The following is a 23,098-nucleotide window of genomic DNA, read 5'->3' on the forward strand; positions in this document are numbered from 1 at the left end:
CAGAGCGTTCACGCAAAAAAAGCAGGCCGGGAGAATGTCTTCCCGACCTGCTCTTCAACATCTGTAGGTTATCCGCGGAATTCGGACAGCTCCGCGCCAAGTTCACGCGTGGCTCCGTATACGCTTTGATAGAGTCCAAACAATTTGTCATAGGCCTGAACCGCTTGCGGGTTTGGAGAATACGAGCGTGCCGGACGCAAAAACGCCTTCGCGCAGTCCTGAAGGCTTGGGAACCAGCCGCAGCCGTAAGCTGCAAGCATCGCCGCGCCCATGGCCGGGCCCTGCTCGCTTTCCAGCTTCACGATTTCCGCGTTGAACACATCCGCCTGCATCTGCAGCCAGGTCTCGTTCTTGGCTCCGCCGCCAATGGAAATCACGCGGTCGATCTGCTTGCCCGATGCCCGGAGGATATCGATGGATTCGCGGAGAGAGAACGTGATCCCCTCGAGTACCGAACGCGCAAAGTGAGGCAGCTTATGCCCGGCGTCCATGCCAATGAAGCTGCCGCGGATGGTGGCGTCCGGATGGGGCGTGCGTTCGCCGACAATATACGGCGTGAACAGCAGCCCGCCGCTGCCTACCGGGATATTCCCAATATCGCTTAACAGCGCGTCAAAGGAAACATCCGGAGCAAAGGTTTCCTTGAACCAGGTCAGGCTGTATCCCGCTGCGAGGGTTACCCCCATGATATAATAAGCGTCTTTCTCGCTATGGTTAAAGAAATGGACCTTTCCTTCAAAATCCACCTCACGGCGCTCCTCATAGGACAGCACCACGCCCGATGTACCAATGCTGCACATCGTCTGCCCTTCTTCGAGAATGCCGGCGCCGATAGCGCCGCAGGCGTTGTCCGCCCCGCCGGCAAATACCTTCGTCTCCGGCAGCAGAGCGGCTTGCTCCGCAATCTCGGGGAGCAGCGTGCCGCATTCGTCGAAGGATTCGACCAACGGCGGGCATAAGGTGTGCGGCAACTGGAAAGCATCCAGAATGTCGGTGCTCCAGGATTTCCCGGCCACGTCCAGCAGCAGCGTGCCGGCTGCATCGGAGTAGTCCATCGCGTATTGTCCGGTCAAGCGGAAACGCACGTAATCCTTAGGCAGCAGGAACAGGGCAGCCCGTTCGAGCACTTCCGGCTCAAACTCCTGAACCCAGAGAATCTTCGGCAGAGTGAAGCCTTCCAGCGCGCGATTGCGTGCAATGCCGAGCAGCTTCTCCTGCAAGGTCTCCTCGATGCGGCGGCATTGCGCAGTTGTCCGGGTGTCGTTCCACAGGATCGCCGGCCGCAGCACGGCGCCCTCTCCGTCTACCAGGACCAAACCATGCATTTGGCCGGAGAAGCTCAATCCCTCAACCTCGGATGGATGTATGTTGTTTCCTTTCATTAATTGTCGTAACGACAATACCGTTTTGTCCACCCAGTCCTCCGGCCGCTGTTCGCTGTAACCGGGCTTCGGCTGGCTCAGCGGGTATGACTCCGAATGCTCGGCAACCACCGTGCCGCTGCGGTCCACCAGCACGGTCTTCACGGCACTGGTCCCCAAATCAACTCCGATAACGTAACTCATCTATATCCTCCTTTGTCTCCTCATGAACCGAACATGAAAACATCGTTGGCATTCTCCCCTAGACGCATCGTCTGGTCCGGGGCATGCCTCCAATGACTGCCGACCATCGCTCGCGCCATCGTTTCCGGTTTGAAATAAGTACACCGGCATCCCTGGAGGGAGCCGGTGAAGGTTTTGGATTTCATGGAACAAGCTTAAACACCCGTACCGTTATGAATTAATTCGCAAGAATGTACTGATTCAGAATCGCCTTCAGCATTTCTTGGCGTCCGGACTCGTTTTTGCGAGGGGACTCGTTGTTCAGCGCGTATTCCGCAAGGGAAGCCAGCGTAGCCTTACCGGATACGACGTCAGCGCCGATGCCTTCATTAAAGCTGCTGTAGCGCTTCGCGATGAAGTCCTCGAATACGCGGTCTTCGATCAGCTTCGCTGCCACTTTCAAGCCTTTTGCGTAAGTATCCATACCAGCGATGTGCGCATGGAACAGATCTTCCGGCTCGAAGGATGGACGGCGAACCTTCGCGTCGAAGTTCACGCCGCCGCGGCCGAGGCCGCCGTTCATCAGCACTTCGTACAGCGTCAATGTAGCGTCATAGATGTTAACCGGGAATTCGTCCGTATCCCATCCGATAAGCATATCGCCTTGGTTCGCGTCGAGGGAACCGAGCATGCCGTTGATGCGTGCTACGCGAAGCTCATGTTCGAAGGTATGACCGGCCAGCGTGGCGTGGTTTGCTTCGAGGTTCAATTTAAAATGCTTGTCGAGACCGTATTTCTGCAGGAATGCAATCGTAGTAGCCGCATCGAAGTCATATTGGTGCTTAGTCGGCTCCTTCGGTTTAGGCTCGATCAGGAACTGAGCGTCAAAGCCGATTTCCTTCGCGTAATCCACCGCCATATGGAACAGGCGCGCCAGGTTATCCAGTTCAAGGCCCATATCCGTGTTCAGCAGGGTCTCGTAGCCTTCACGGCCTCCCCAGAACACGTAGTTCTCGGCGCCGAGGCGTTTGCCTACTTCGAGGCCCTTCTTGATTTGCGCTGCCGCATGAGCGTATACATCGGCGTTGCACGTAGTGCCCGCACCATGCATGAAACGAGGATTCGTGAACATGTTGGCCGTGTTCCACAGCAATTTTTTGCCGGTGGACTTCATGTGGTCTTCAATCGAGTCCACGATCGTATCGATGTTGCTGTAGAACTCGCGCAGGCTGCTGCCTTCCGGCGCAATGTCCACGTCGTGGAAGCAGAAATACGGAAGGTTCATCTTCTCCATGAATTCAAAGCCTGCCTCAACGCGTGCTTTGGCAAGGTCCATGCCGGAGTAGTTGCCCCAAGGACGAACCGCCGTGTCGGCACCGAACGGATCGGAGCCGCCTGCAGTCAATGTATGCCAGTAAGCCATCGCGAAACGGAGATGCTCTTCCATCGTTTTGCCGGCTACGACTTCTGTCGGATTATAAAATTTAAAAGCATAAGGGTTGGTCGATTTGCTGCCTTCGTACTCGACTTTGCTAATGTTGTTAAAATAGGCCATGAATAAATCCTCCTATACCTTGTTAAGGTGTGGTTAACGCTTACAAGGTTATCCTATCACAGCTCCATCACTTTGTCTATTGGTTAAACAAAGTTATTCCTTTACAAGTTTTTCAAGAGCGATTCCGCCTGCCGTTGTGACGGTTTCGCTCTGCGGCAAAGGACATGTTCCACGTCTAATCCAGGGTACACCCTTCCTCCACATTCGGATGAAGACATCGCCGACCGGACCCGGCTCATTAAAGATTCCGTGACTTAAGCTGCGTTACGGGCTGTTGCATTTTCCCGGCTTTGCCCCTAGACTATGAGCATATCAAGTCTCACAAGCCTAACTGGATTAGGAAAGCAAGACTAAAAGGATGAGTACACATGACGAATATTACCGGTGACCAGGCTCTGGTCAAAAAAATAAACACTTCCATCATTCTCGATACGATACGTCAACACGCGCCGGTCTCCCGGGCGAAGGTGTCCAAGCTGACAGGCCTGAACAAGGCTACCGTCTCCAATCTTGTGCAGGAGCTTTGCAGCAACCACCTGGTCCAGGAAATCGGGCCCGGCGAATCCAGCGGCGGCAGGAAGCCGCAGCTGCTGCTGTTTAACGGACAAGCCGGGTATGCCATCGGCGTCGAGCTGCGCGTGAAGCAGATAACCGCCGTGCTTACCGATCTGGAAGGACGGATCCTTGCCGAAGAGGACACGGCGCTTGAAGCGCACGACGTTGAATCGGTGACGAGGCTGATGGTGGGCATGATCCACGGCCTGATGCGTCAGGCCCCTCCCTCCCCGTACGGCATCATCGGGATCGGCGTGGGCGTCCCGGGAATGGTCGACGGCGACGGCACCGTCCTCTTCGCCCCCAACCTGGGGTGGGACATGGTTCCGCTGCAGGAGCAGCTCGAGCTCGAGCTCGGACTCCCCGTCACCATCGACAATGAAGCGAACGCGGGTGCCCAGGGCGAGCTCCGCTTCGGAGCCGGCCGGGACGCCCGCCATCTCCTCTATATCAGTGCCGGCAGCGGTATCGGCTCCGGCATCATCATCAATGGCGAGCTCTATAAGGGAGCCCGCGGATATGCCGGCGAAAGCGGCCATATGTCCATCGAAGCCGAGGGACGGGAATGCAGCTGCGGCAACCGCGGCTGCTGGGAGCTGTACGCCTCGGAGAAATCCTACGACGGCAAAGATGCCGTTCTTCCGTCCAGGCGGACGTCCGAGCTTGTGCATCATGCCGAGCTCGGCCATAAGGATACGATCCGGCATTTCGAGGAGCTTGGACGCTATCTCGGCATTGGCATAACCAATCTTGTCAACGGATTCAATCCGCAATCGGTCATCATTGGCGGTCCGCTGTCCGACGCCCGGGCTTGGATCGAAGAAACGCTCCAGCAGGTCGTTGCCCAGCGCACGCTACCTTACCACCGCGAGCGGATGGAGATCCGGTTTGCGGAGCTGGGCAGCCGTTCTACCATGATCGGTGCGGCCTACTCTGCCATTTCGCAATTTCTTGGCCCGGTACGGGTTTCCATGCCGATTCATTAAAATTGACGATATTTTGTCGTAATTAGCGACCAGCATCTTAAGGAAAATCCAGCGATTTTCCGCTATAATTAATCTCATCCTGTAATTTAAATCACGATTCTCTTCGTGAGAAACGTGCGATCGTTATACTAAAGGGAGAGGAAACGCTCAAATGACCTATGTAAGCACTGCGGAAATATCGGCGGAAATGTTTGTGACCGTATTGCTGTGTCTCCTAGTTATCGCACCTTTGTTCAGTCTCGCCATCATGCGTTTTTTTCAAGGCAAGAAAAAAGCCGGCTTCATTCTCCTCGGCTCCGGCGTGGCCGCATACGTTGTATTCCAGTTCATCATGAGTCTGTTTTTCAGCAAGTGAACATGATTTGTACGAACGTGTGGCAGCATAGCTCGGCAACACAAAAAGCTCCTTCCCGAACCTCGGGAAGGAGCTTTTTATCATAAGCAAGCGATTGGCTTGCCATCTGCTGATGAGATTAAGCTTCCGGATTCAACGCTTTGTTGAACTGGAGCTTGTTCATGCCAAGAATTCGGTGCTCACCGATGATGGTGAGAGGTACCGCGCGAACGCCCATATCCCATACTTGCTGCGCGAATTCGTCGTTCTGCTCGATGTTGCGCTCTTCAAACTCGATGCCTTGATCGGACAAGAAGCCTTTTACTTGTTTGCAGTGCGGGCAGTTGTTCGAAGTGTATACAATCACGTTTTCCATGGTCGGTCAGTCTCCTCTACTCATGATTTGGGCTGCTTACAGCCGGTTCGATCTCTATCTATCAGTTTACAACACGACAGCGCTGTGTTCCAAGCTCTCGATGTATTTCTCCGCATCCATAGCCGCCATACAGCCGCTTCCCGCTGCCGTGATCGCTTGTCTGTAACGGGTGTCCTGAACGTCGCCGCAAGCAAATACGCCTTGGATATTCGTTTCGGATGTTCCCGGTGTCGTTACGATATAACCGTTCGGGTCGGTCGTAATGCTTCCGCCAAGGAAACCGGTGTTCGGATGGTGGCCGATCGCCACGAACACGCCGCTGACCGCGATCGTCTCTTCTTCGCCGGTCTCATTGTTGAGCACTTTGATGCCCTTAACGCCTGTCTCGTCCGCAATGACTTCCTGCGGCGTGCGGTTCAATGCCCATTCGATTTTCTCGTTGGCGCGGGCGCGATCCTGCATGATTTTCGATGCACGAAGCTCCTCCCGACGGTGAACCAGCGTTACTTTGGATGCAAAGCGGGTCAGGAAGTTGGCTTCCTCCAACGCGGAATCGCCGCCGCCGACAACAACAATCTCTTTCCCGCGGAAGAAGAATCCGTCGCAGGTTGCGCAAGTGCTGACGCCGCGTCCCACATTGTCCTGCTCTCCTGGAATGCCGAGATATTTGGCGGTTGCGCCCGTAGAGATGATCAGCGTCTCGGCAACCACCTCGCCCATTCCGTCAACGTCCAACTTGAACGGACGCTCTCCGAATTCCACGCTGTTCACCCAGCCTGTACGAAATTCCGCGCCAAAACGTTCCGCCTGCTGACGCATATTGTCCATCAGCTCAGGACCCATGATGCCTTCGGGAAACCCCGGGAAATTTTCAACTTCGGTCGTGGTTGTCAGCTGTCCGCCAGGTTGCGGACCTTCAATGACGAGCGGGCTCAAATTCGCGCGAGCCAGATAAATGGCAGCCGTAAGCCCGGCAGGGCCTGTGCCTATAATAACGGATTTGTACATATCGTTTCCCTCCTATATATGGAACACTTAATTATAATCATTATAAATTAATATTAATTATGGTTATATCGGAGCCGTCTGTCAATATGTCACATCACACCCTAACTGCAAATATTGTTAATCCATTCTTCATAAACCGCTGGGGAATTTACTATTTTGAATAAATGAATCTCGTGCTCGAAAGAACACCTCGTTGTAAAACGTTTACTTCGAGGTCAGGAGTGCGCTGAGATCAGGTTAGAAGAATTTTGGGTTACGAAAAGACTTCCACCACACGATTAACGGTGGGAAGATGAATGTTTGATGAAGTTCCGAAGCAAAACGCGATACTGCACAAATCCCCCTGTACTCGCCATGCGAGCTCAGAGGGATTCTTAGCTAGGTCATTATTTTCCAGATGCTCCGATTATTCTCCGATTATTCAGTGTAATCACCCCAATGCTGATTTTGAGGACTTGGGTTATACCGGTTATCCGACAGATTAACATACGAAAGTCCCGTCAGTTTCTCTATGAATTCCGGCTCGCTCTGGAGTTGGTTTCTGCTTAGGTCAAGGAAACTCAGATTCTGCAGCTGCCCCATCTCCATGGGAAGTTCCATAATCCCCGTGTAATTAATACTAAGCAGCTCCAGCAACCTCAATCGTCCGATCTCGGGAGGGAGCCGCGTGAGCGATACTTCCTCGCTCCGGATCACATGATCTGTAGGTCCATGATAACTCCCGCACGCGATATTCAAGCGTTTTAACTTGGTCAAATCACCGATCTCCGCCGGAATCTCCACCAGATCCTCCGTATATACCGTCAAATCCTCTAATTCCGTAAGACCAAACAGGGCCGCAGGCAGTCTGGTGACGTAACTTTCATGGATCATAAGCTCCTTCAGCTCCTTCAGCTCTCCGATGCTTTCAGGAATCTCTTGGATGCCAAAACCGAAAATTTCAAGTTTGCGCGGTTTATGGAACAATACATCCTGCCAGAACACTTCAAATTTCTTATGTTCCGGACGGCTTAGAAACAGGCCCTGAACCATGGCCGATATGTTCTCGGCTTCTTCTTGGCCGATCTGAAGCCCGCCCATTCGTTCATGAGCTACATTATGTAAGAGGTCCTGTCCATCCTGATCCCAAAAGTTCAAATCCTCCGGCAGATGGGGATGCTGCCATGCAAACAGATCATCCGCCGCCTGCTTCAACACAACAGCGGCTTCCTCGCAGCATTTATAAATATAGTAAGTGCCCGCTCCGTATTCAATCCCGTTGCCACGCACGGTCTCCTCATCCAATCGCTTCATGATATCGTGCTCGCTAATCTTGCGTTCTTGAATCAGATAAGGCTCAAGCAGCGAAAACACACGCTCGGCTTCCTCCATGAGCCGGAATTCTCCACGCCTTGCCAGCACGAATACCGCCGACCGCTCCATCGCATAATCAATCAGCCAGGAATAAGCTGCTCCCCTTGGAGAGTCGTAAAAGAATGCCATATTGCTGATCACCTCTCATCTTCCACGATTTCAAGCAGCCTGTTTATTTCGCTGCCCACAGTAAAATCCCCTTCTTCTCCAGCAAGGAAAAGAAGGGGACGCTTTGTCATTGCAGATGATACTCAGTCCATTAACGGCTGCTGCGCAGGAGGCGCAGCCCGTTCAGGATGACCAGAATCGTGCTTCCTTCGTGGCCGATGACCCCGAGCGGCAGCGCTACGCCTTCGATGAAATTGGCTGCAATCAGTGTCAAGATGACGGTAATGGCAAATATCATGTTTTGCTTCACGATGCGTTGAACCTTGCGTGCCACTTTGACGGTACCGGCGATTTCATCGATGTTGTCGTTCATCAGCACCGCATCCGCCACCTCCAGCGCGGTTCCGCTTCCCGAAACGCCCATGCCGATGCCGACGGTTGCCGTGGCCAGTGCCGGTGCATCGTTCACGCCATCCCCCACCATGACCACATGGCCGTAACGGGCACGCAGGTCCTTAATATGGGTAACCTTATCTTCCGGCAGCAGGTCGGAGAACACCATGTCGACGCCGCTTTGCTCGGCGATGACTTCTGCCGTCGCCTTACGGTCCCCCGTCAGCATCGCTACCTTGATGCCCAGCTGCTGGAGCCGCTTAACGGCCATGGCCGCCTGAGGACGGACCGCGTCCTGCAGCGCGATCATGCCCACGATGCTGTCCCCTTTCAGGATAACGGATACCGTTTTGCCTTCGGATTCCAGCGTGTTCCGAATGGACAGCCAGTGCTGGCGACTCTCTTGAACCGCGCCCAAGCTTTCATCTTGATCGGAAATCGCACTCGAACGCTGATCTCCGGTCCCTTCATCCAGAATATCGCTTTTGCCTATTTTCCAGGTGACTCCCGCAACTTCCGCCTGCATGCCCCAGCCAGTGACGGACTGACCGTTCTCTACCTGCTGCAGCGGTGCTCCCTCTTTCTCGGCTGATTGGACAATCGCTAAAGCCAGCGGGTGCTTCGACATCCGTTCGATGGAAGCGCTGATGCCAAGCAGTTCGTGCCGATCCCATCCCTCACCTGCGATAAAATCCGTAACCATGGGTGTGCCGAGCGTCAAGGTACCGGTCTTATCAAATGCGACAACGGCCGTGCGCGCCATATTCTCGATATGGGCGCCGCCCTTGAACAAGACACCCTTTCGGGCGCGATTGGAAATCGCCGACAGCATCGCTGGCATAATGGAAGACACCAGCGCGCAAGGGGATGCCACAACGAGAAACACCATCGCTTTATAGAAGGTAGTATCCCAATCCCATCCCAGAACGGGAGTGGCCAGAACGATCAGCGCCACGGTCGCAATGACTACGACGCGGGCATAAATCGATTCGAACCGCTTGATGAACCGCTGCGATTCCGGCACCTCGTTCTCCGCTTCTTCCACCAGCCGGACGATCTTGGCGAACAACGTAGATTCCGCCGAGTGGGTAACCTCGATGTACAGGACCCCTTCCCCGTTTAAGGTGCCTGTGAACACTTCATCGCCTACGGACTTATCGACCGGCACGGATTCGCCGGTAATGGAGGCCTGGTTTACGGAGGAGCTGCCGCGATAGATTTTGCCGTCTGCCGGAATCAGCTCGCCCGGCTTCACCAGAATGAGATCGCCGATCTCCAGCTTGTTGATGGATACCGACACCATTTCCCCCTTCTCGATGCGAAGGGCCGTCTCCGGCTGCAGCTCCATCAAGGACGAGATGTCCTTGCGGCTTCTTTCCATCGTATAACTCTCAAGCGCTCCGCTGAGGGCAAAGATGAAGATCAGCATCGCGCCTTCGTTCCAATATCCGATCGCCGCAGCCCCCATAGCGGCAGCGATCATCAGCAGGTTCACATCCAGATCGCGTTCCTTCAGAAGAGTCTCGACGCCTTCTTTGGCTTTCACCCATCCGCCGACGGCGTAGGATATCACGTACAGCACAACGGAGAGCGGCTCAGACCATTGGCTGGTCAACCAGGCGACCAGCATCAGCAAACCGCTGCCCAGCGCAGCCACTACCTCCGCATTGCTCAGCAGGCTGCGGATATCCCATTTCCCCGGCTGCCTCGGCTCACGCGGATCGGCTCCATTTTCTATTGTCGATATGCGTCCAGTTGTCGTTTGACTTTGTATCCATTGCATAACCAATCACCTTCCTAGTTGAGAATGAAATCCATTATTACTACCCTTAAAATGACACATGCTGCCCCGGCTAGGCCGGAGCAGCATGCTAAATGAGAATGAGAATCATTTTTGAACTTATACAATTTATTTTCCTTTGTACAACTTTATATGTATCATACTCACTTTGCTTTCATTTGTAAACCATATTTTTCACGTCATTTTAAATTCTGAAGAACACTATCGGAGTTGTTGTCCACACTTATGAGGCATATGAGCTACCAAACGTAAAAAAAAGTCCTAGCGATTTCTTCGCAAGGACCTCTCTTATGAACCAAACCGTATAAAGCGCTCTCATTCCATCAATCGACGATCGAAGAACATCTGCGCCGCATTTCCAATCTTGCGCCGGTTATCCGTATGGCCGCAAGTTCCGAAGGATGACAGCATACCTCGTGTATGCCCTGCCGGTACACCATCCGCAAATCAGCAGTGCCCACGCCATTGATCCGGAGCGTCAACTGCGGCTTCGTTCGTCTGATTCGACTGATCATCTCCGAGAACGCCGAGACCTTCTGACCTGCTTCATCCGATGATGCCGAATTCCCCATTCCTTCGCAATCGAATACCATCACATCGGCCAAACGGGCAATCTCCGCCGCAGCCGACGGGCTCATTCCTTCGCCAAGCAGCGCCCCGTAACGGATTCGGACAAAACGCTTCTGATCCATCAAGGTCTGCTCCGCCACTTCTTCGATAAAATTATGGATCGATATAAACTCATCCGCATGTGCAGGACGCACAGCCAACAGCTCTAAATGGCAGTCTATGCCTTCCGCCCCGCACTGCTCCATCGCCCGGAACAAGGACTCAAGCTGAGCATCCTGCGCCTCGCGTAAATCCATCGTATTGGAAAGCCGGGCATCTTGCAGCAAACTGATCGCGCATCGGGCTCCGGCTGCCGCTTGAAACACCGACACCCAATACGTCACCCATAACATAATGAGTCTCCGTCTTAACAAAGCGCTCTTCTCCGCGCTCCGTGAATTCAGCCATGCCGAATATACCTCCTGCAGCAGGCCATGCTGCAAAGCATCCTCACCGCGTATCAGTCCGATTCCCTGAGCACCCTGCTCGAGATCACGTGTTATGGATTCAGGATCCGCGGATCGGCTCATGACTTTCAGTCTTCGGTTCCTGTCACTCCACCCCAGCAGTCGGGTCAAGGAAGGTCTGTCCGTGCCGTTATGACGAATCCCCGAAACCCTAAGGGCTTCTTCAATGTCGTCAGGCGATGCCAGTAACAGCAATACCTCCTCATGGGTGACTCCTCCTGCCATAGCAAAATGCTTCAGCAGATCCGTCTCGGGAGAAAAATCGTTTGCCGTGATGTCCTCTGCTCCGATAAACTTCTTATCTTCCCATAAACGCTCTCCCAATTCACTGCCTGCTCCCCAATGCCTTTCCGTCATGGTTATCCTTCTACTCCCTTTCACCTTGAATTGGATAAACGCTTCTTTACAGGTTATTATGAAACAATTGGAAATATACAGTGCATGGGATAAACGCCGGCTGAAAAAATATCCGCCCCGACCATTTCCCGACCATCTATAATGGAGGAACGGGCCCGAAGCGAGAGAACAAAGAGGAGGAATGGACATGCGAACCGATTATGACCATTGGGAACCCGTCAGCGTATCGGAGGCTGCCGGGATTTTTGCGAAAATCCCCGTACATTGGTATATCGCAGGAGGATGGGCGTTAGATTTGCATTTGGGAGAGCAGACCAGAGAACACAGCGATACCGATATCCTGATCCATCGCGAAGAGCAGGCCGATGTTTACGCCGCCTTAACCAAAGAATGGACGCTGTACAAAGCCGATCAAGGAAACTTGTCGTTATGGGAAGAAGGCGAGTATCTGCATTCCGTCGGGGACGTATGGGTCAGCAGGAATGACAAAGCTCCATTTGCATTCCAGCTCATGTTGACGGAAACCGAACAGGATTGCTGGGTCTATCACCGGCAACCGTCGATCCGAAGACCGCTTCGCGATATCTTGTTGAAGACAGACCAAGGAATCCCCTACCTGAAGCCGGAAATACAACTCCTGTGTAAAGGAGGCAGCAGGAACATCCGCGATAAAGACGAGCGGGATTTCAGGACGGTCCTCCCCACCCTGGACCATGAGGCTATAGAGTGGCTGGCCCAATCGCTCCGCACGCAATTTCCGGAAGGTCATCCCTGGATCGACTACATCGAATCAACGGGGTAACTGCCGTGTGGCATCACAAAAATAGGGCGCCTTCCCCCAAGAGGGAAAGCGCCCTTTGTCTTACCTATCGATATAGCAGGATTGTCTTACTTCTGGCTGGCCGCAATCGCTTGTTCCAGATCGTACAAAATATCGTCGATGGACTCGGTCCCGATCGACAGACGCAGCAGTTCCGGATTGACGCCTGCCGTAAGCTGCTCGTCTTCGGACAGCTGCTGATGCGTCGTGCTGGCCGGATGGATGATAAGCGACTTGGAATCGCCGACATTGGCAAGGTGGGAGAACAGCTTCACGTTCTCGATCACCTTCTGCCCTGCTGCTGCCCCGCCTTTAATGCCGAAGGTCAGAATGGCGCCTTGGCCCTTCGGCAGGTACTTTTGCGCCAGCTCATACGAAGGGTGGCTCGGCAGCCCTGCATAGCTGACCCATTCCACGGCTTCGTGATTCTCCAGATACTTGGCAACCTTCAGCGCATTCTCGCTATGGCGCTCCACCCGGAGATGCAGCGTTTCCAGCCCTTGAAGAAGCAGCCAGGAATTGAACGGGGACAGCGACGCGCCGATATCCCGCAGCAGCTGCACACGCGCTTTGATAATGTAAGCGATCGGGCCTACGGCTTCTGTATACACGACGCCATGATAGCTTGGATCCGGCTGCGTCAATCCCGGGAACTTGTCATTAGCCGTCCAATCGAATTTACCGCTATCGACAATGACCCCGCCGATGGAAGTGCCGTGGCCGCCGATGAATTTGGTCGCGGAATGAACGACGATATCCGCTCCATATTCAATCGGACGCAGCAGATACGGGCTAGGGAACGTATTGTCGACGATCAGCGGAATGCCGTTCTCATGCGCGATGGCCGCAACGGCTTCCACGTCCAGCACATTCCCCTGCGGGTTGCCGATCGTTTCGGCGAACAGCGCCTTCGTCTTGCCGTTGATCGCTTGGCGGAAATTCTCCGGATCCGTGGAATCCACGAAATGGACCTTGATGCCCAGCTTCGCCAGCGTATTGGAAAATAAATTATAAGTGCCGCCATACAAGCTCGAGGAGGAAACGATTTCATCACCTGCACCCGCGATGTTCAGAATGGAGAAGGTGATGGCTGCCTGCCCGGAAGATGTCGCCAGTGCTCCGGCCCCGCCTTCAAGCGCTGCAATCCGTTTCTCGAATACATCCGTGGTCGGGTTCATGATACGCGTATAGATGTTGCCGAATTCTTTAAGCGCAAACAGATTAGCTGCGTGCTCGCTGTCTTTAAACCCGTAGGAAGTAGTCTGGTAAAGAGGGACCGCGCGGGATAATGTGGTCGGGTCAAGCTCCTGACCGGCGTGAACCGCTAGCGTTTCAATGGAAAATTGGCGTTCTTCTGACATGGGTATTTCCTCCCTTTTCTTCATATGGAAAGTAAGATCATTTCATAATTTCTCCCATTCTCTCATACTTTCCTTCGTTTGAAAAGAGTGATACCCAACTAATTTCATCGGAATATAATATTTTATTATGCATGAGGTTTGAAAACCCCTTCATTCCTTCTCCTCTTGATAAACTTTACCCCATCCATATCCGGCTTCCGGGGACGTATCCTCGGGCATGCCCGGCAAGATCAGGCCGCCGTCAATACGAAGGTTAATGCCGGTAATGTAGGAAGCCGCATCTGAGCACAGCCAAGCGATGGCTTCCCCGATGTCCGACGGCGTGCCGAGCCTTCCTAGCGGAATTTTTCTTCCCAGCGGCTCGTCCTCTGCTGATTGGTCCGGCTTGTGAACGGTTGCCCCCGGTGCCACGCAGTTTACGCGGATGCCATGCGGCGCCCATTCCAGCGCCAGCGATTGCGCCGCGCGGATCAGCGCCGCCTTCATGCCGCCGTAGATGCTGTCCTTCGGATAGGCTCTCTCTCCCCGGGAGGACGTAATGAAAATGACATTTCCCGGAATTCCTTGGGCGATCATCTCCCGAACCGCATATTTGCTGAGCAGCATCGGCGCCCGGAAATCAAGATGAATCGTCATGTCCAGCGCATCCTCTTCAAGCTCTGTCAGCTCGTCGTATAGACCGATACCGGCATTGTTTACCAGCAAATCGATCCGGCCGAATTCCTCCAGCGTCTTTCGTATCGTATTCTCCGCTTCGCTGCGAACGGTTAAATCGCTCTGAATAATAAGCGGCTCCTTGCCATAGGTATGGCCGATGTCCTCCGCTACATCCACGATTCCTTCTTTGCTCGAATTGTAGGTCATCGCCAGCCGGTAGCCTTTTTCAGCCAGCACCTTGGCAATGCCTCGTCCGATTCCCGCGCCAGCGCCCGTTACCAGCGCCACCTTCTCCGTTCCCTGTTTACTTACGGTTCCCATGATTTCTCGCTCCCTTCCGAATTCATTCTTTCATGCCACAGTCGCTTGCCGCCGTTCAACGATGACGCGCACCGTGCCTACCCTTCCTTACCCTGTTCTGAAACGGATGATTGGCTTTCGATAGATAAAATCGGCATGACGGGCGTTCATATGGTAAATATTTGAATCCATTCCGAGATTTATACGTAGTGTATATTAATATGGCTTTCCATATACGATAAACCAAAGGAGCGTGTACGTATGAGTTCTGAGATGTGGATTATTGCGGGCGTTTTGGTCGCCGCATTCCTGATCATGATTCCCGTACAGTACCGGTATATTGCAGCGTTAAAGGAAGATCCCCGAAAGCAGGGGGGCGATCAGGAAACGTATTACAACAACATGTCGTTTCAAGAAGAACAGCTCCACTACAATACGCAAGTCTTGTTTTTGCCTTCCACCATGGTTGCTTCGTGGATTTATAATTGGAGGCATAAGAGCGGAAAAACGACCAAGTAGGCGAATTTAAACGAATGAAAACGCAAAAATCATCGCCCGAATGAAGGCGATGATTTTTCATGATCCAAGCTATACTCAGCCGCGTCTGGCTAAGGCGTTCATATGTAGGAAAAAGGTGTCCTCCAGTGTAGGCGCCTTCTCCATGAACTCGGGACCCGGCTGCTTTTTCCCCATCAGCCTGACTCTCATCCGATGCTCCGTCATTTGAAAATGAATCAGCAGCTCCTGCGGTATCCGCTCAAAGTCTTCCAAATCGATCTCGCCTTCCCAGACGCTGGAGGCCACATTCAGCTTCCATTGGGTCGGCGAACCGATAAACCGGAGGCGGCCGCGGTGTATCCAGATCACGGTATCCGCCGCCTCTTCCCATTCGTTCAGCTCGTGGGCCGCAACGATCACCATACGGCCCCGGGCGTATTTGGTCAGATACGTGATGAGAAATTTGCGCTCCTCCGCGTCCATGCCGTTCAAAGGCTCATCCAAGAACAGAAAAGACGGCGAGGCCAACAGCGCTTGTACGACGGCAATGCGCCGCTGCACCCCTTGCGACAAATTCTTGACCTTGCTCTTGCGGAAAGGCTCCAGCCGAAAGTCCGCCATCAGCCTGTCAATAGCCTCCGGGTTAAACACGCCCTTCAATTCGGCCATATAGGTCAGCAGCTTGCCGACCTTCATATCTCCATACAGCTCGATATCCGCCGGAACATACCCGATTTGACTGCGGATTAGCGGCAAATGATCCCCTGCCCTGCGCCCGCTGTATAGGATCTCGCCTGCATCGGGTGCCTGCAGCGTGGTCAGCAGCTCGATCAGGGTTGTTTTTCCGGCGCCGTTCGCCCCCACGATGAGGTTCAGGCCGGATTGAATCTCCGCTTTCTCGATTTCAAGCCGGTACGTACCTGCCTGCCGTTCCAGTCCTTCCAGCCTAATCATTCGCCAATCTCCAGGCTCCGTTCAACTTCAAGCTGCGTCCGTAGGAAGAAATCAGCAGAATCAAGCCGATCACAAGCAGGGACATGTCCGTCAGCATCTTGCCGCTCATGGAAACGCCGTGGTCCACGATCTGGCCCTGTATCACGATCCACATGCCGTACACCAACACCGCCGAGATCAGCGAATAGACCATGCCTTTGCGAAACAGCATATACATCGCGGCCCCTCCCGTCACCAGCAGAATGCCCATCCACTCCAGAATAAACGGTCCGAATAAAAAGCGGGAGGATTCTGCTTGGATGGATCGAAGCCCGAGCGCAAGGGTACTGAGCAAGGCCATTCCGACGACGATGCCTGTCACGAGAAGCAGGCGGGTATACAAGACCAGTGCCGGCGGGTAAGGGGTCAGCGTCTCCACGGCCCGCATCCCTTTATCCCAGGTTCGGCTGCTGAACAGCATCGATACGATCAGCAGCAGAGGGGTAATCAATGGAAAAATGCCGCCGGGCAATCCGGCAAATTGATCAAGCGGATATTCCGGATCGATCAGCATGACCAGCATGCAGAATACCGCGCCTGCCGTGAGCAGAATGGATCTTTGATTCAATCGAATCTGGCTCCGAAGGATCTGTTTCAATGAGGGCGGGTCGACCTGCGGATTAAAATCCAGCTTGGGAGACTCGGGCTCAATCCGGAGCTGATTGAACTCCCCCTGAAGGGACGCGATGAGCTGGGCCGTCTCATCCGGCGTCGGCGACGGAAGAGCCGCGCGTCTGAGCGGGCCGCGAAGCTCGTCTTCAAGTCTTCTCAATTCATTATCGAATGGATGATCCATGGAGATACACCTCACTTTCTTTTACTTTGCTCTGCGAATCAGACTCTTCCGACTTGGAGCGGTTCCGTACCTGTTCCTGAGGATTCTTCTCCCGCGTCCTTCGGGACGAATGGACGGGAACCAAATCGGAATGCTCCGTGGACAATGTTTTCTTTAGCTTTCTCAAGCCGTTATATAAATGCGTTTTGACCGTACTCAAGGGGAGGTCGACCAGGTCGGCGATTTCCTGCAGCTTCAGGTCATGAAAGAACCGAAGCGATATGACTTCCTGTTGTATATCGGGCAAGGTCTCGAGCGACGCCGCAATTTCGAGGGAAGTTTCCTGTCTTTCCACAAGCTCCTCCGCGCCCGGTTCAGGGTCGTATGCATCCGGCATTTCCTCACCCGCAAGACCTTCGGACCTGTAGGATGCGCTTTTCCAATAATCCTTGCACATATTCAGAGCGACGCGGTACAACCAGGAGCGAACATGCTCGAGCGTCCCGTGCTGCTTCAGATGCCGGATGAGCCGGATAAAGGTTTCCTGAACGATATCCTGGGCCTTTTGCCTGTCGGCCAGCCTCTGGGTCGTATAACTGAGCAGCGGACCATGGTACCTCGTCACCAGCATTTCAAACGCTTCCTGGTCGCCGGCAGCCATGCGTTCGGACAGCTGCTGATCGGAAATCATGCCTTCCCCCCCTTTCTACATGCATTCTCATCTTCCGTTATAACTATTTCTCAATTATAACCGACCGCGTGCAGGTGCATAGTCGTCATTATTTGACATTCATCATGGCATCCCACTTCTGCTGCCAGTCTTTGTACGTGATCGGCTTCTCCGGTCGTAAGGACGGGTTGCGTTCGGTGTCGGGAAGCATCAGTCCCTGCCCATAAAACTGCACCAGCAGCTCTTTGACCTGATTCCCTCTGCCTTCCTCCAGCGCCTTTCTAACCTGTCTGGCCATACTTATGCCTATTTGGTTCTGGGGATCCTCCCCGCTTCCGTTTTTGAACAACAGCTGCTGTACCGACCGGAGATTTCCGTAGGCCGATCTTAATTGTTTATCGCTAAGCCCTTTCTCCTCCACGTAATATACATACCAGAAAAGACTGCTGATCTTTCCGCGCACGTCTTGTTCCGGATGCTCAAAATTATAATGGAACGCACCCTGGTTGCCGAACAGAATCGAGTTCATCCATTCGCCGGGCAAATTCGCGAAGTTATAGGTGTAGTGGTTCGAGGACAGAATCAGGCGATGATTCACCTGAGGGTAATCAAAACCTTGGCCCAAATACAAGATCTTCTCGACGCTGCTGTTGAACTCGGGCACCCACTCGGAAAAATAGTCATATTTCTTTTTCATATCCCTCAGCAGCGATACGGATGCCTTCTCCAAATAAGGCGTTGTCACGATGGTAATCGGGAGATCATTCCGGTGGATTTCCTTCCAGAATTGTCCCCCGTACAGAGAGATATTCTGCTCGATCTCCCTGTCCTCAAACCGCTGGTAACCCGGCTTCCGCTCCAGCTCTTTCATTCCCGTATACAAGGGTTGAGGATAACCCTCCACCACCAGCTTCATCTCTCCGTCAGAGTAGCGCAGCTTGCCGTATTGCCAGCCCAGATAAACGTATTTCGACGAAAGGTCTCCGTTGTCACTCTTTAAATATACCTCCTGATGACCGGGAAGCGGATACCAGGCCATATGTCCCTCCAGCTTAACTTCAGGCCCCACGCTATAGGCCGCAAATTCTTCATTGGAGTACCCGGCCATAAAATCCATCACCTTGCCCCTATATTCCAGCTCGGCTTGAAGGTCCCCTCCCTTGGCATCGCCAACCATCCTGATCGATATCCGCTCTCCCTGTCTGCGATAAGGAGCATCGATGCCCTGGAGTTGGACACGTTCAAGCTTGAACATCCGGTTCAAGGTTAACGGCAGCTGCCTCATGCCCGATATTTCGGAGGCCGGTATCGTTAGCTTCGCCGTCACGCGTAGCTCGTCGTTTGGCAGCTGTTTCAGCTTGATGTCATAGGAAGACACATGATAGAAGGCTATATTTTCAGGATCATCGACATAAGAAATCGTCGGGTCCTCCAGCTTCGCATCAATTTGGGCATATCGTTCCGCCCAAAGCGTCCCGTAGGGCACGGCGGCGGCTGCCGTCAACACGACAGCCCCCAGCACGCCCAGCCACCCTGCCTTTTTCAGCATCGTGGGGCGCTTCGAGTTTAACAAGAACAAACACACCGTCAGCAGCAGGAAGGTGAAAGCCAGCACGAACCAACGGGACAGCTGGATATCTTTGGATAGCAGGCCGTACCCCCAATTCTCATATTCAAACCGATTGGATTGAAGGAAGAATTGGTTAAGGTGGAACACTTGGGCCGGCATCCATCTTAATTCGCTGATGAAATAAATTTCCATGAAAAACGTTCCAAACATCCATGCACAGAAACCGATCAAATACACGATCCGGTTCGGTATGCTTGCCCCGAGGAGCATCGCTAGCGCGAGCGTCACCATATAGGAAACCTCATACTGCACCGCGAATTGCATCGTATGCACCATCGCGATATCACCGGCTATCCCCTGGCTGACCGACAGGATATAGAATATAACCGACGTCGAGAGGGTAAACAGGGAAAAGTACAGCAAGCTGACCGCATATTTCGACGACAGCAGGGTGAAGAAGGACACAGGCAGGCTGTGGTTCCATTCAAACGACCGACGGCGGACATCCCGCCGGATGGACAAGATGCCGATTAACATCGCCGGACCCAGCGTCATCGTATGACCCAGCATGTGAAAGGAATACGCAGCCGAATACAGGTTATGATTCGGTCCATTTCCGCTTGCCGCCTGCAGCATGATGACGATGAACAGGATCGCGTAGAGGACCGGAAGCGAGGCAAACAAGGGATTGCCGAACAAAAGCCGCAGCTCCAACAGACTATGCCTCCACCACTTATGCATGGCGATCCCTCCGCAGCAGAGCCAGATAGCCGTCCTCCAGGGTCGGATCCGCCGGAAACGCGCCGGTCACGGGGGCCGCTGCACTGATAAACCGGCAAAGCACGCCTTCCGGTACCGTTCGAGTGGACACGACGGACATAGGATCCATCAAGGCAAATTCTTCATGGCCCATCACCGCTTCCCACACTTGTCCCTTCCCGCAGGCCTGCAGTTCGGGCAGGCTGCCGTTCATGGCCAATCTCCCCTTGTTCATTACGGCGATGCGACGGCAGTTGCTCTCGATATCCGCTACGATATGAGTGGACAACAGGACCGTCCGGTCGATGCTGAAACGGGTTAACACATTCCGGAACCGGACACGCTCCTGGGGATCCAGCCCCGACGTCGGCTCGTCTACGATCAAAATATCCGGGGAACCGAGCAGCGCTTGGGCTATGCCCAATCTTTGCTTCATGCCCCCCGAGTACGTACGCACTTTTTTGTCCGCCTTCTCCTGAAGATTGACCATCTCAAGCAGCCTGGAGATCTCCTTCAGCCTGGCGCTCCGGTCCGTGATCCCCTTCATGGCCGCCACATAATCCAGATAATCTCTCCCGGTCAGCTGCGGGTAAATGTGAAAATGCTGCGGCAAATAACCGATCATCTGCCGAATCTCCTCCGGCCGTCCAAGGGATATTCCGTTCACCCTCACCTGCCCGGAGGTCGGCGTCAATAAGGTTGCCAGGATGCGCATTAAGGTTGTTTTGCCGGCGCCATTGGGTCCTAGCAGACCCGTCATGCCTTTATCCAATTGTAATGAAACATCCAAGAGCGCCCAAGCGCCCTTGCGATAGGTTTTTGATAGATGCTCAATGGTAATCATTCTAGAATCCTTTCACCATGTACGATTATGGCATAAGCCGCGCGGTTTACGTTCCTTGGAACGAACCATCGCTTCAAAAAGTTTGACATTCCCCAAGGTTTGACGCCAATTTATTGATAAAGTACAAATAAGGTACAAAAAAGCCCGTGATCCTAAAAGCGGATTGCGGGCATGAACTATTTCGCCTGACGTCAGGCTCTTATCCAGATATTATAACATGCGGGGATGCGGTTCATCCGTAAATCTTCAGGCCATAAATATTTCATGCCCCAAAAGATTAACGGGATAGACCATTCACACGCTTATCGCTCCCGGTGTTACCGATGTGCCTCATATTGGTTGGCGCGGCTGATCGCCTGGATCGATTGGATGTCCTGAGGAGATAAAGCTTCCATATCCCCCGCAGCCAGGTTATGCAGCAGCTGTTCAAGCGAGCTTGCTCCGGGAATGGTGCAGGCAACAGCGGCATGGGTCAAAGCATAACGAATCGCCAGCTGGGACAAATCCCGGCCTCTTCCGAACGCTTCGAGCCTCTTGAGCACGTCGAGCAGCTCTTGTTTGCTGTAATCCAGGTATCCCTTCTCGGCTTTGGCTTGTCCTCGGTCCGACAAGATGCCGCGGGCAACGGGACCCCGGGCAATCGCGGATATTCCGTTCTCCTCAAGCAGATCAAGGACCGTTTCCTCCGGTCTCCGGTCCAGGATGCTGTACTGGCTCATGACGCTGACGATATGGGATTTAGCGACATACTCGCGGATGACGTTCGGCCGGATGGACGATATGCCGTAATATCGAATCCACCCTTCCCGCTTCAATTCTTCAAAAGCTTCAATCGTCTCTTCGATCGGATCATCCAGCGTCCCCCCGTGAAGCTGGTACAGATCGATATAATCCGTACCCAGCCTGCGCAGACTGTCCTTAACGGCTGATTTGATGTAGTCCTTCGAAGGATCCCATACCCAGCCCTCCCGTCCCGGCACGCGGCGGTTGCCCACTTTGGTGGCGATGATGACGTCCTCGCGCCGGCCCTGAACCGCTTTGCCTACCAGTTCCTCGTTACGGCCTGCATCATATAGGTCCGCCGTATCCAGAAAATTCACGCCCTGATCCAACGCTTCATGAATAAGCTTCACCGCTTGTCCTTCGTCCGTACCCAGCGACATGCAGCCCAGCCCGATTTCGCTTACATACAATTCCGAAGAGCCCAGCCGATTGGTTTTCATCGTTCATCTCCTCCTCTTCCATCATGATGAATAAGGTTCTACCTCTTTACTTACCCTAAAATATCGATCCAGATCTTGACCGCCGTCACCGCAATGAGAAGAGCCAAGGCGTACCTCAGCAGGCGGACGTTCATCTTGCGGCTGATAATCGCGCCGATGGGGGCGCCCATCAAGCTTCCGGCAACGGCAAACAGGGACGGCCAAATCGGAATGTCGCCCGAGGCGATTTTGCCGATAACGCCCCCGACCGCGGACAGAAAGACGATCGCGAGCGAGGATGCGATGGTGATTCGCGTCGGGATCTTAAGAACCGTCAGCATAATGGGGATCAGGATAAAGGCGCCGCCGGCCCCGACGATTCCGGCAATGCCGCCGACAATAAAGGCAGCTCCCATTGCAATCCATGCATGGTAAGTCACCTCGCTCACCGATCTGTTCTCCATGGATGCCCGGGTCGGCACAATCATCAATAACACCGCGATTACCGCCAGAAATCCATAAATCACGTTAATCGTTCCGCTCGTCATGAGCATCGAGGACAGGCTCCCGATCAGACTGCCAATTAGGGTACTGGCCCCCATCTGGATGACCAATCGCTTGTGAACGTACGACTCACCGCCGCGCGAACTCATCCGATTGGTTAGCATGCCTGACAAGGAAGCAAAAAATACCTGCAGCATACTGATGGACGCGACCTCCTTGGAGGTGAAGGCCTCCAGTCCAAACCAGGACGGTACATATAGAAGCAGGGGGAAATTAATGATCGCCCCGCCTATTCCCAGCAGCCCTGAGAAAAAAGAACCGATGATACCTATAAAGACCATGACTACAAGTTGCACTATCAAGGTGATCGATCTCCGTTCATTTGATATCGTTGCCGGGGCACATTGCTATTGAATGTGCCTCGCTGTTGATTTATAATAAACCCAAGTATTTATATCGGAAATTAAGGAGGTGTGTGGTGATCATGTTGAATAAGCTGAAATTTCTTTTCCAGGACCGCTGTCCCGACTGCGAGCAGAAGCTGATCTCCAGGCAAGAAGACATGGCAACGATCAAGCACTGCCCGGATCACCACTACACCGAAGAAATATATAACCAGCTGGGCGTTACGATCGTGTATCATCCCAGCAAAGACAATGGTTCAACATGATTGATTTCATAATCGTTAACAAACCTGGG

22 protein-coding genes are annotated in these 23,098 nt (G+C 53.4%); 5 read left to right on the forward strand and 17 right to left on the reverse strand.

Annotated features, from left to right (window positions below; translation table 11 throughout):
* Positions 1–68 precede the first annotated feature (68 nt).
* Genes xylB through xylA form a run of 3 tightly spaced genes read right to left on the reverse strand, consistent with a single transcriptional unit; the run spans position 69 to position 3,099 of the window.
* Positions 69–1,565 carry a xylulokinase gene (xylB, locus tag MHI43_RS28235; RefSeq protein WP_036663855.1) on the reverse strand — a complete coding sequence of 499 codons (1,497 nt, stop codon included), beginning with the start codon at positions 1,563–1,565 and terminating at the stop codon, positions 69–71.
* Positions 1,566–1,585: 20 nt separating this feature from the next.
* Complete coding sequence (locus MHI43_RS28240) at positions 1,586–1,750, reverse strand: hypothetical protein (RefSeq protein ID WP_155989897.1); 165 nt, start codon at positions 1,748–1,750, stop codon at positions 1,586–1,588.
* A 32-nt stretch (positions 1,751–1,782) separates the two neighbouring features.
* Positions 1,783–3,099 (reverse strand): xylose isomerase, encoded by a 1,317-nt coding sequence (gene xylA, locus MHI43_RS28245; RefSeq protein ID WP_015737501.1) that lies wholly within the window; start codon positions 3,097–3,099, stop codon positions 1,783–1,785.
* A 368-nt stretch (positions 3,100–3,467) separates the two neighbouring features.
* Between xylA and MHI43_RS28250 the strand changes: the two genes are divergently transcribed.
* Positions 3,468–4,640 (forward strand): ROK family protein, encoded by a 1,173-nt coding sequence (locus tag MHI43_RS28250; RefSeq protein ID WP_036663851.1) that lies wholly within the window; start codon positions 3,468–3,470, stop codon positions 4,638–4,640.
* 151 nt (positions 4,641–4,791) lie between these two features.
* Positions 4,792–4,995, forward strand: coding sequence for a hypothetical protein (locus MHI43_RS28255; RefSeq protein ID WP_015737503.1), 204 nt, complete (start codon positions 4,792–4,794; stop codon positions 4,993–4,995).
* A gap of 118 nt (positions 4,996–5,113) precedes the next feature.
* On the opposite strand, the gene MHI43_RS28260 is transcribed toward MHI43_RS28255, so the two are convergent.
* From MHI43_RS28260 to MHI43_RS28280, 5 genes are all read right to left on the reverse strand, one after another.
* Positions 5,114–5,350 (reverse strand): glutaredoxin family protein, encoded by a 237-nt coding sequence (locus MHI43_RS28260; RefSeq protein ID WP_006212730.1) that lies wholly within the window; start codon positions 5,348–5,350, stop codon positions 5,114–5,116.
* Positions 5,351–5,416: 66 nt separating this feature from the next.
* Complete coding sequence (gene trxB / locus MHI43_RS28265) at positions 5,417–6,358, reverse strand: thioredoxin-disulfide reductase (RefSeq protein WP_015737504.1); 942 nt, start codon at positions 6,356–6,358, stop codon at positions 5,417–5,419.
* A gap of 417 nt (positions 6,359–6,775) precedes the next feature.
* A complete protein-coding gene (locus tag MHI43_RS28270; protein ID WP_051425379.1) occupies positions 6,776–7,840 on the reverse strand; it encodes a leucine-rich repeat domain-containing protein in 1,065 nt (354 codons plus the stop codon).
* A 130-nt stretch (positions 7,841–7,970) separates the two neighbouring features.
* Entirely contained in the window at positions 7,971–9,995 is a 2,025-nt protein-coding gene (locus MHI43_RS28275; protein ID WP_036663849.1) for a heavy metal translocating P-type ATPase, read from the reverse strand.
* A gap of 341 nt (positions 9,996–10,336) precedes the next feature.
* The gene (locus tag MHI43_RS28280; protein WP_036663847.1) at positions 10,337–11,446 is read right to left on the reverse strand and encodes a hypothetical protein; all 1,110 of its coding nucleotides are present in this window, start codon (positions 11,444–11,446) and stop codon (positions 10,337–10,339) included.
* A gap of 187 nt (positions 11,447–11,633) precedes the next feature.
* Here MHI43_RS28280 and MHI43_RS28285 point away from each other — a divergent pair, with 187 nt between their 5' ends.
* Positions 11,634–12,248: a hypothetical protein gene (locus MHI43_RS28285; RefSeq protein ID WP_036663844.1), complete on the forward strand. Its 615-nt coding sequence runs from the start codon at positions 11,634–11,636 to the stop codon at positions 12,246–12,248.
* An 86-nt stretch (positions 12,249–12,334) separates the two neighbouring features.
* Here the strand turns inward: MHI43_RS28285 and MHI43_RS28290 are convergent, their stop codons facing one another.
* Positions 12,335–13,627 carry a homocysteine synthase gene (locus MHI43_RS28290; RefSeq protein WP_009594125.1) on the reverse strand — a complete coding sequence of 431 codons (1,293 nt, stop codon included), beginning with the start codon at positions 13,625–13,627 and terminating at the stop codon, positions 12,335–12,337.
* A gap of 150 nt (positions 13,628–13,777) precedes the next feature.
* Positions 13,778–14,605: an SDR family oxidoreductase gene (locus tag MHI43_RS28295; protein ID WP_015737508.1), complete on the reverse strand. Its 828-nt coding sequence runs from the start codon at positions 14,603–14,605 to the stop codon at positions 13,778–13,780.
* A gap of 240 nt (positions 14,606–14,845) precedes the next feature.
* On the opposite strand from MHI43_RS28295, the gene MHI43_RS28300 reads away from it, so the two are divergent.
* On the forward strand, positions 14,846–15,103 hold the full coding sequence (locus tag MHI43_RS28300; RefSeq protein WP_036663841.1) for a DUF3949 domain-containing protein: 258 nt from the start codon (positions 14,846–14,848) through the stop codon (positions 15,101–15,103).
* Positions 15,104–15,178: 75 nt separating this feature from the next.
* On the opposite strand, the gene MHI43_RS28305 is transcribed toward MHI43_RS28300, so the two are convergent.
* The 7 genes from MHI43_RS28305 to MHI43_RS28335 form a co-directional block, all read right to left on the reverse strand.
* Complete coding sequence (locus tag MHI43_RS28305) at positions 15,179–16,036, reverse strand: ABC transporter ATP-binding protein (RefSeq protein ID WP_036663839.1); 858 nt, start codon at positions 16,034–16,036, stop codon at positions 15,179–15,181.
* Positions 16,029–16,871: a hypothetical protein gene (locus tag MHI43_RS28310; protein WP_015737511.1), complete on the reverse strand. Its 843-nt coding sequence runs from the start codon at positions 16,869–16,871 to the stop codon at positions 16,029–16,031. Before MHI43_RS28310 ends, MHI43_RS28305 begins: the two co-directional genes overlap by 8 nt.
* A complete protein-coding gene (locus tag MHI43_RS28315; RefSeq protein ID WP_015737512.1) occupies positions 16,852–17,541 on the reverse strand; it encodes a sigma-70 family RNA polymerase sigma factor in 690 nt (229 codons plus the stop codon). Before MHI43_RS28315 ends, MHI43_RS28310 begins: the two co-directional genes overlap by 20 nt.
* Before the next feature lie 88 nt (positions 17,542–17,629).
* Positions 17,630–19,831, reverse strand: coding sequence for a membrane protein (locus tag MHI43_RS28320; protein ID WP_036663837.1), 2,202 nt, complete (start codon positions 19,829–19,831; stop codon positions 17,630–17,632).
* A complete protein-coding gene (locus MHI43_RS28325) occupies positions 19,824–20,693 on the reverse strand; it encodes an ABC transporter ATP-binding protein (protein WP_036663835.1) in 870 nt (289 codons plus the stop codon). The genes MHI43_RS28320 and MHI43_RS28325 overlap by 8 nt, the downstream gene beginning before the upstream one ends.
* 317 nt (positions 20,694–21,010) lie before the next feature.
* On the reverse strand, positions 21,011–21,916 hold the full coding sequence (locus MHI43_RS28330) for an aldo/keto reductase (RefSeq protein ID WP_036663833.1): 906 nt from the start codon (positions 21,914–21,916) through the stop codon (positions 21,011–21,013).
* A 50-nt stretch (positions 21,917–21,966) separates the two neighbouring features.
* Positions 21,967–22,761: a sulfite exporter TauE/SafE family protein gene (locus tag MHI43_RS28335; protein ID WP_081746330.1), complete on the reverse strand. Its 795-nt coding sequence runs from the start codon at positions 22,759–22,761 to the stop codon at positions 21,967–21,969.
* A 122-nt stretch (positions 22,762–22,883) separates the two neighbouring features.
* Here MHI43_RS28335 and MHI43_RS28340 point away from each other — a divergent pair, with 122 nt between their 5' ends.
* A complete protein-coding gene (locus MHI43_RS28340) occupies positions 22,884–23,069 on the forward strand; it encodes a hypothetical protein (RefSeq protein WP_015737517.1) in 186 nt (61 codons plus the stop codon).
* Positions 23,070–23,098 lie beyond the last annotated feature (29 nt).

This window comes from Paenibacillus sp. FSL H8-0457, assembly GCF_038051935.1.
Classification (GTDB): Bacteria; Bacillota; Bacilli; order Paenibacillales; family Paenibacillaceae; genus Paenibacillus_AQ; species Paenibacillus_AQ lautus_A.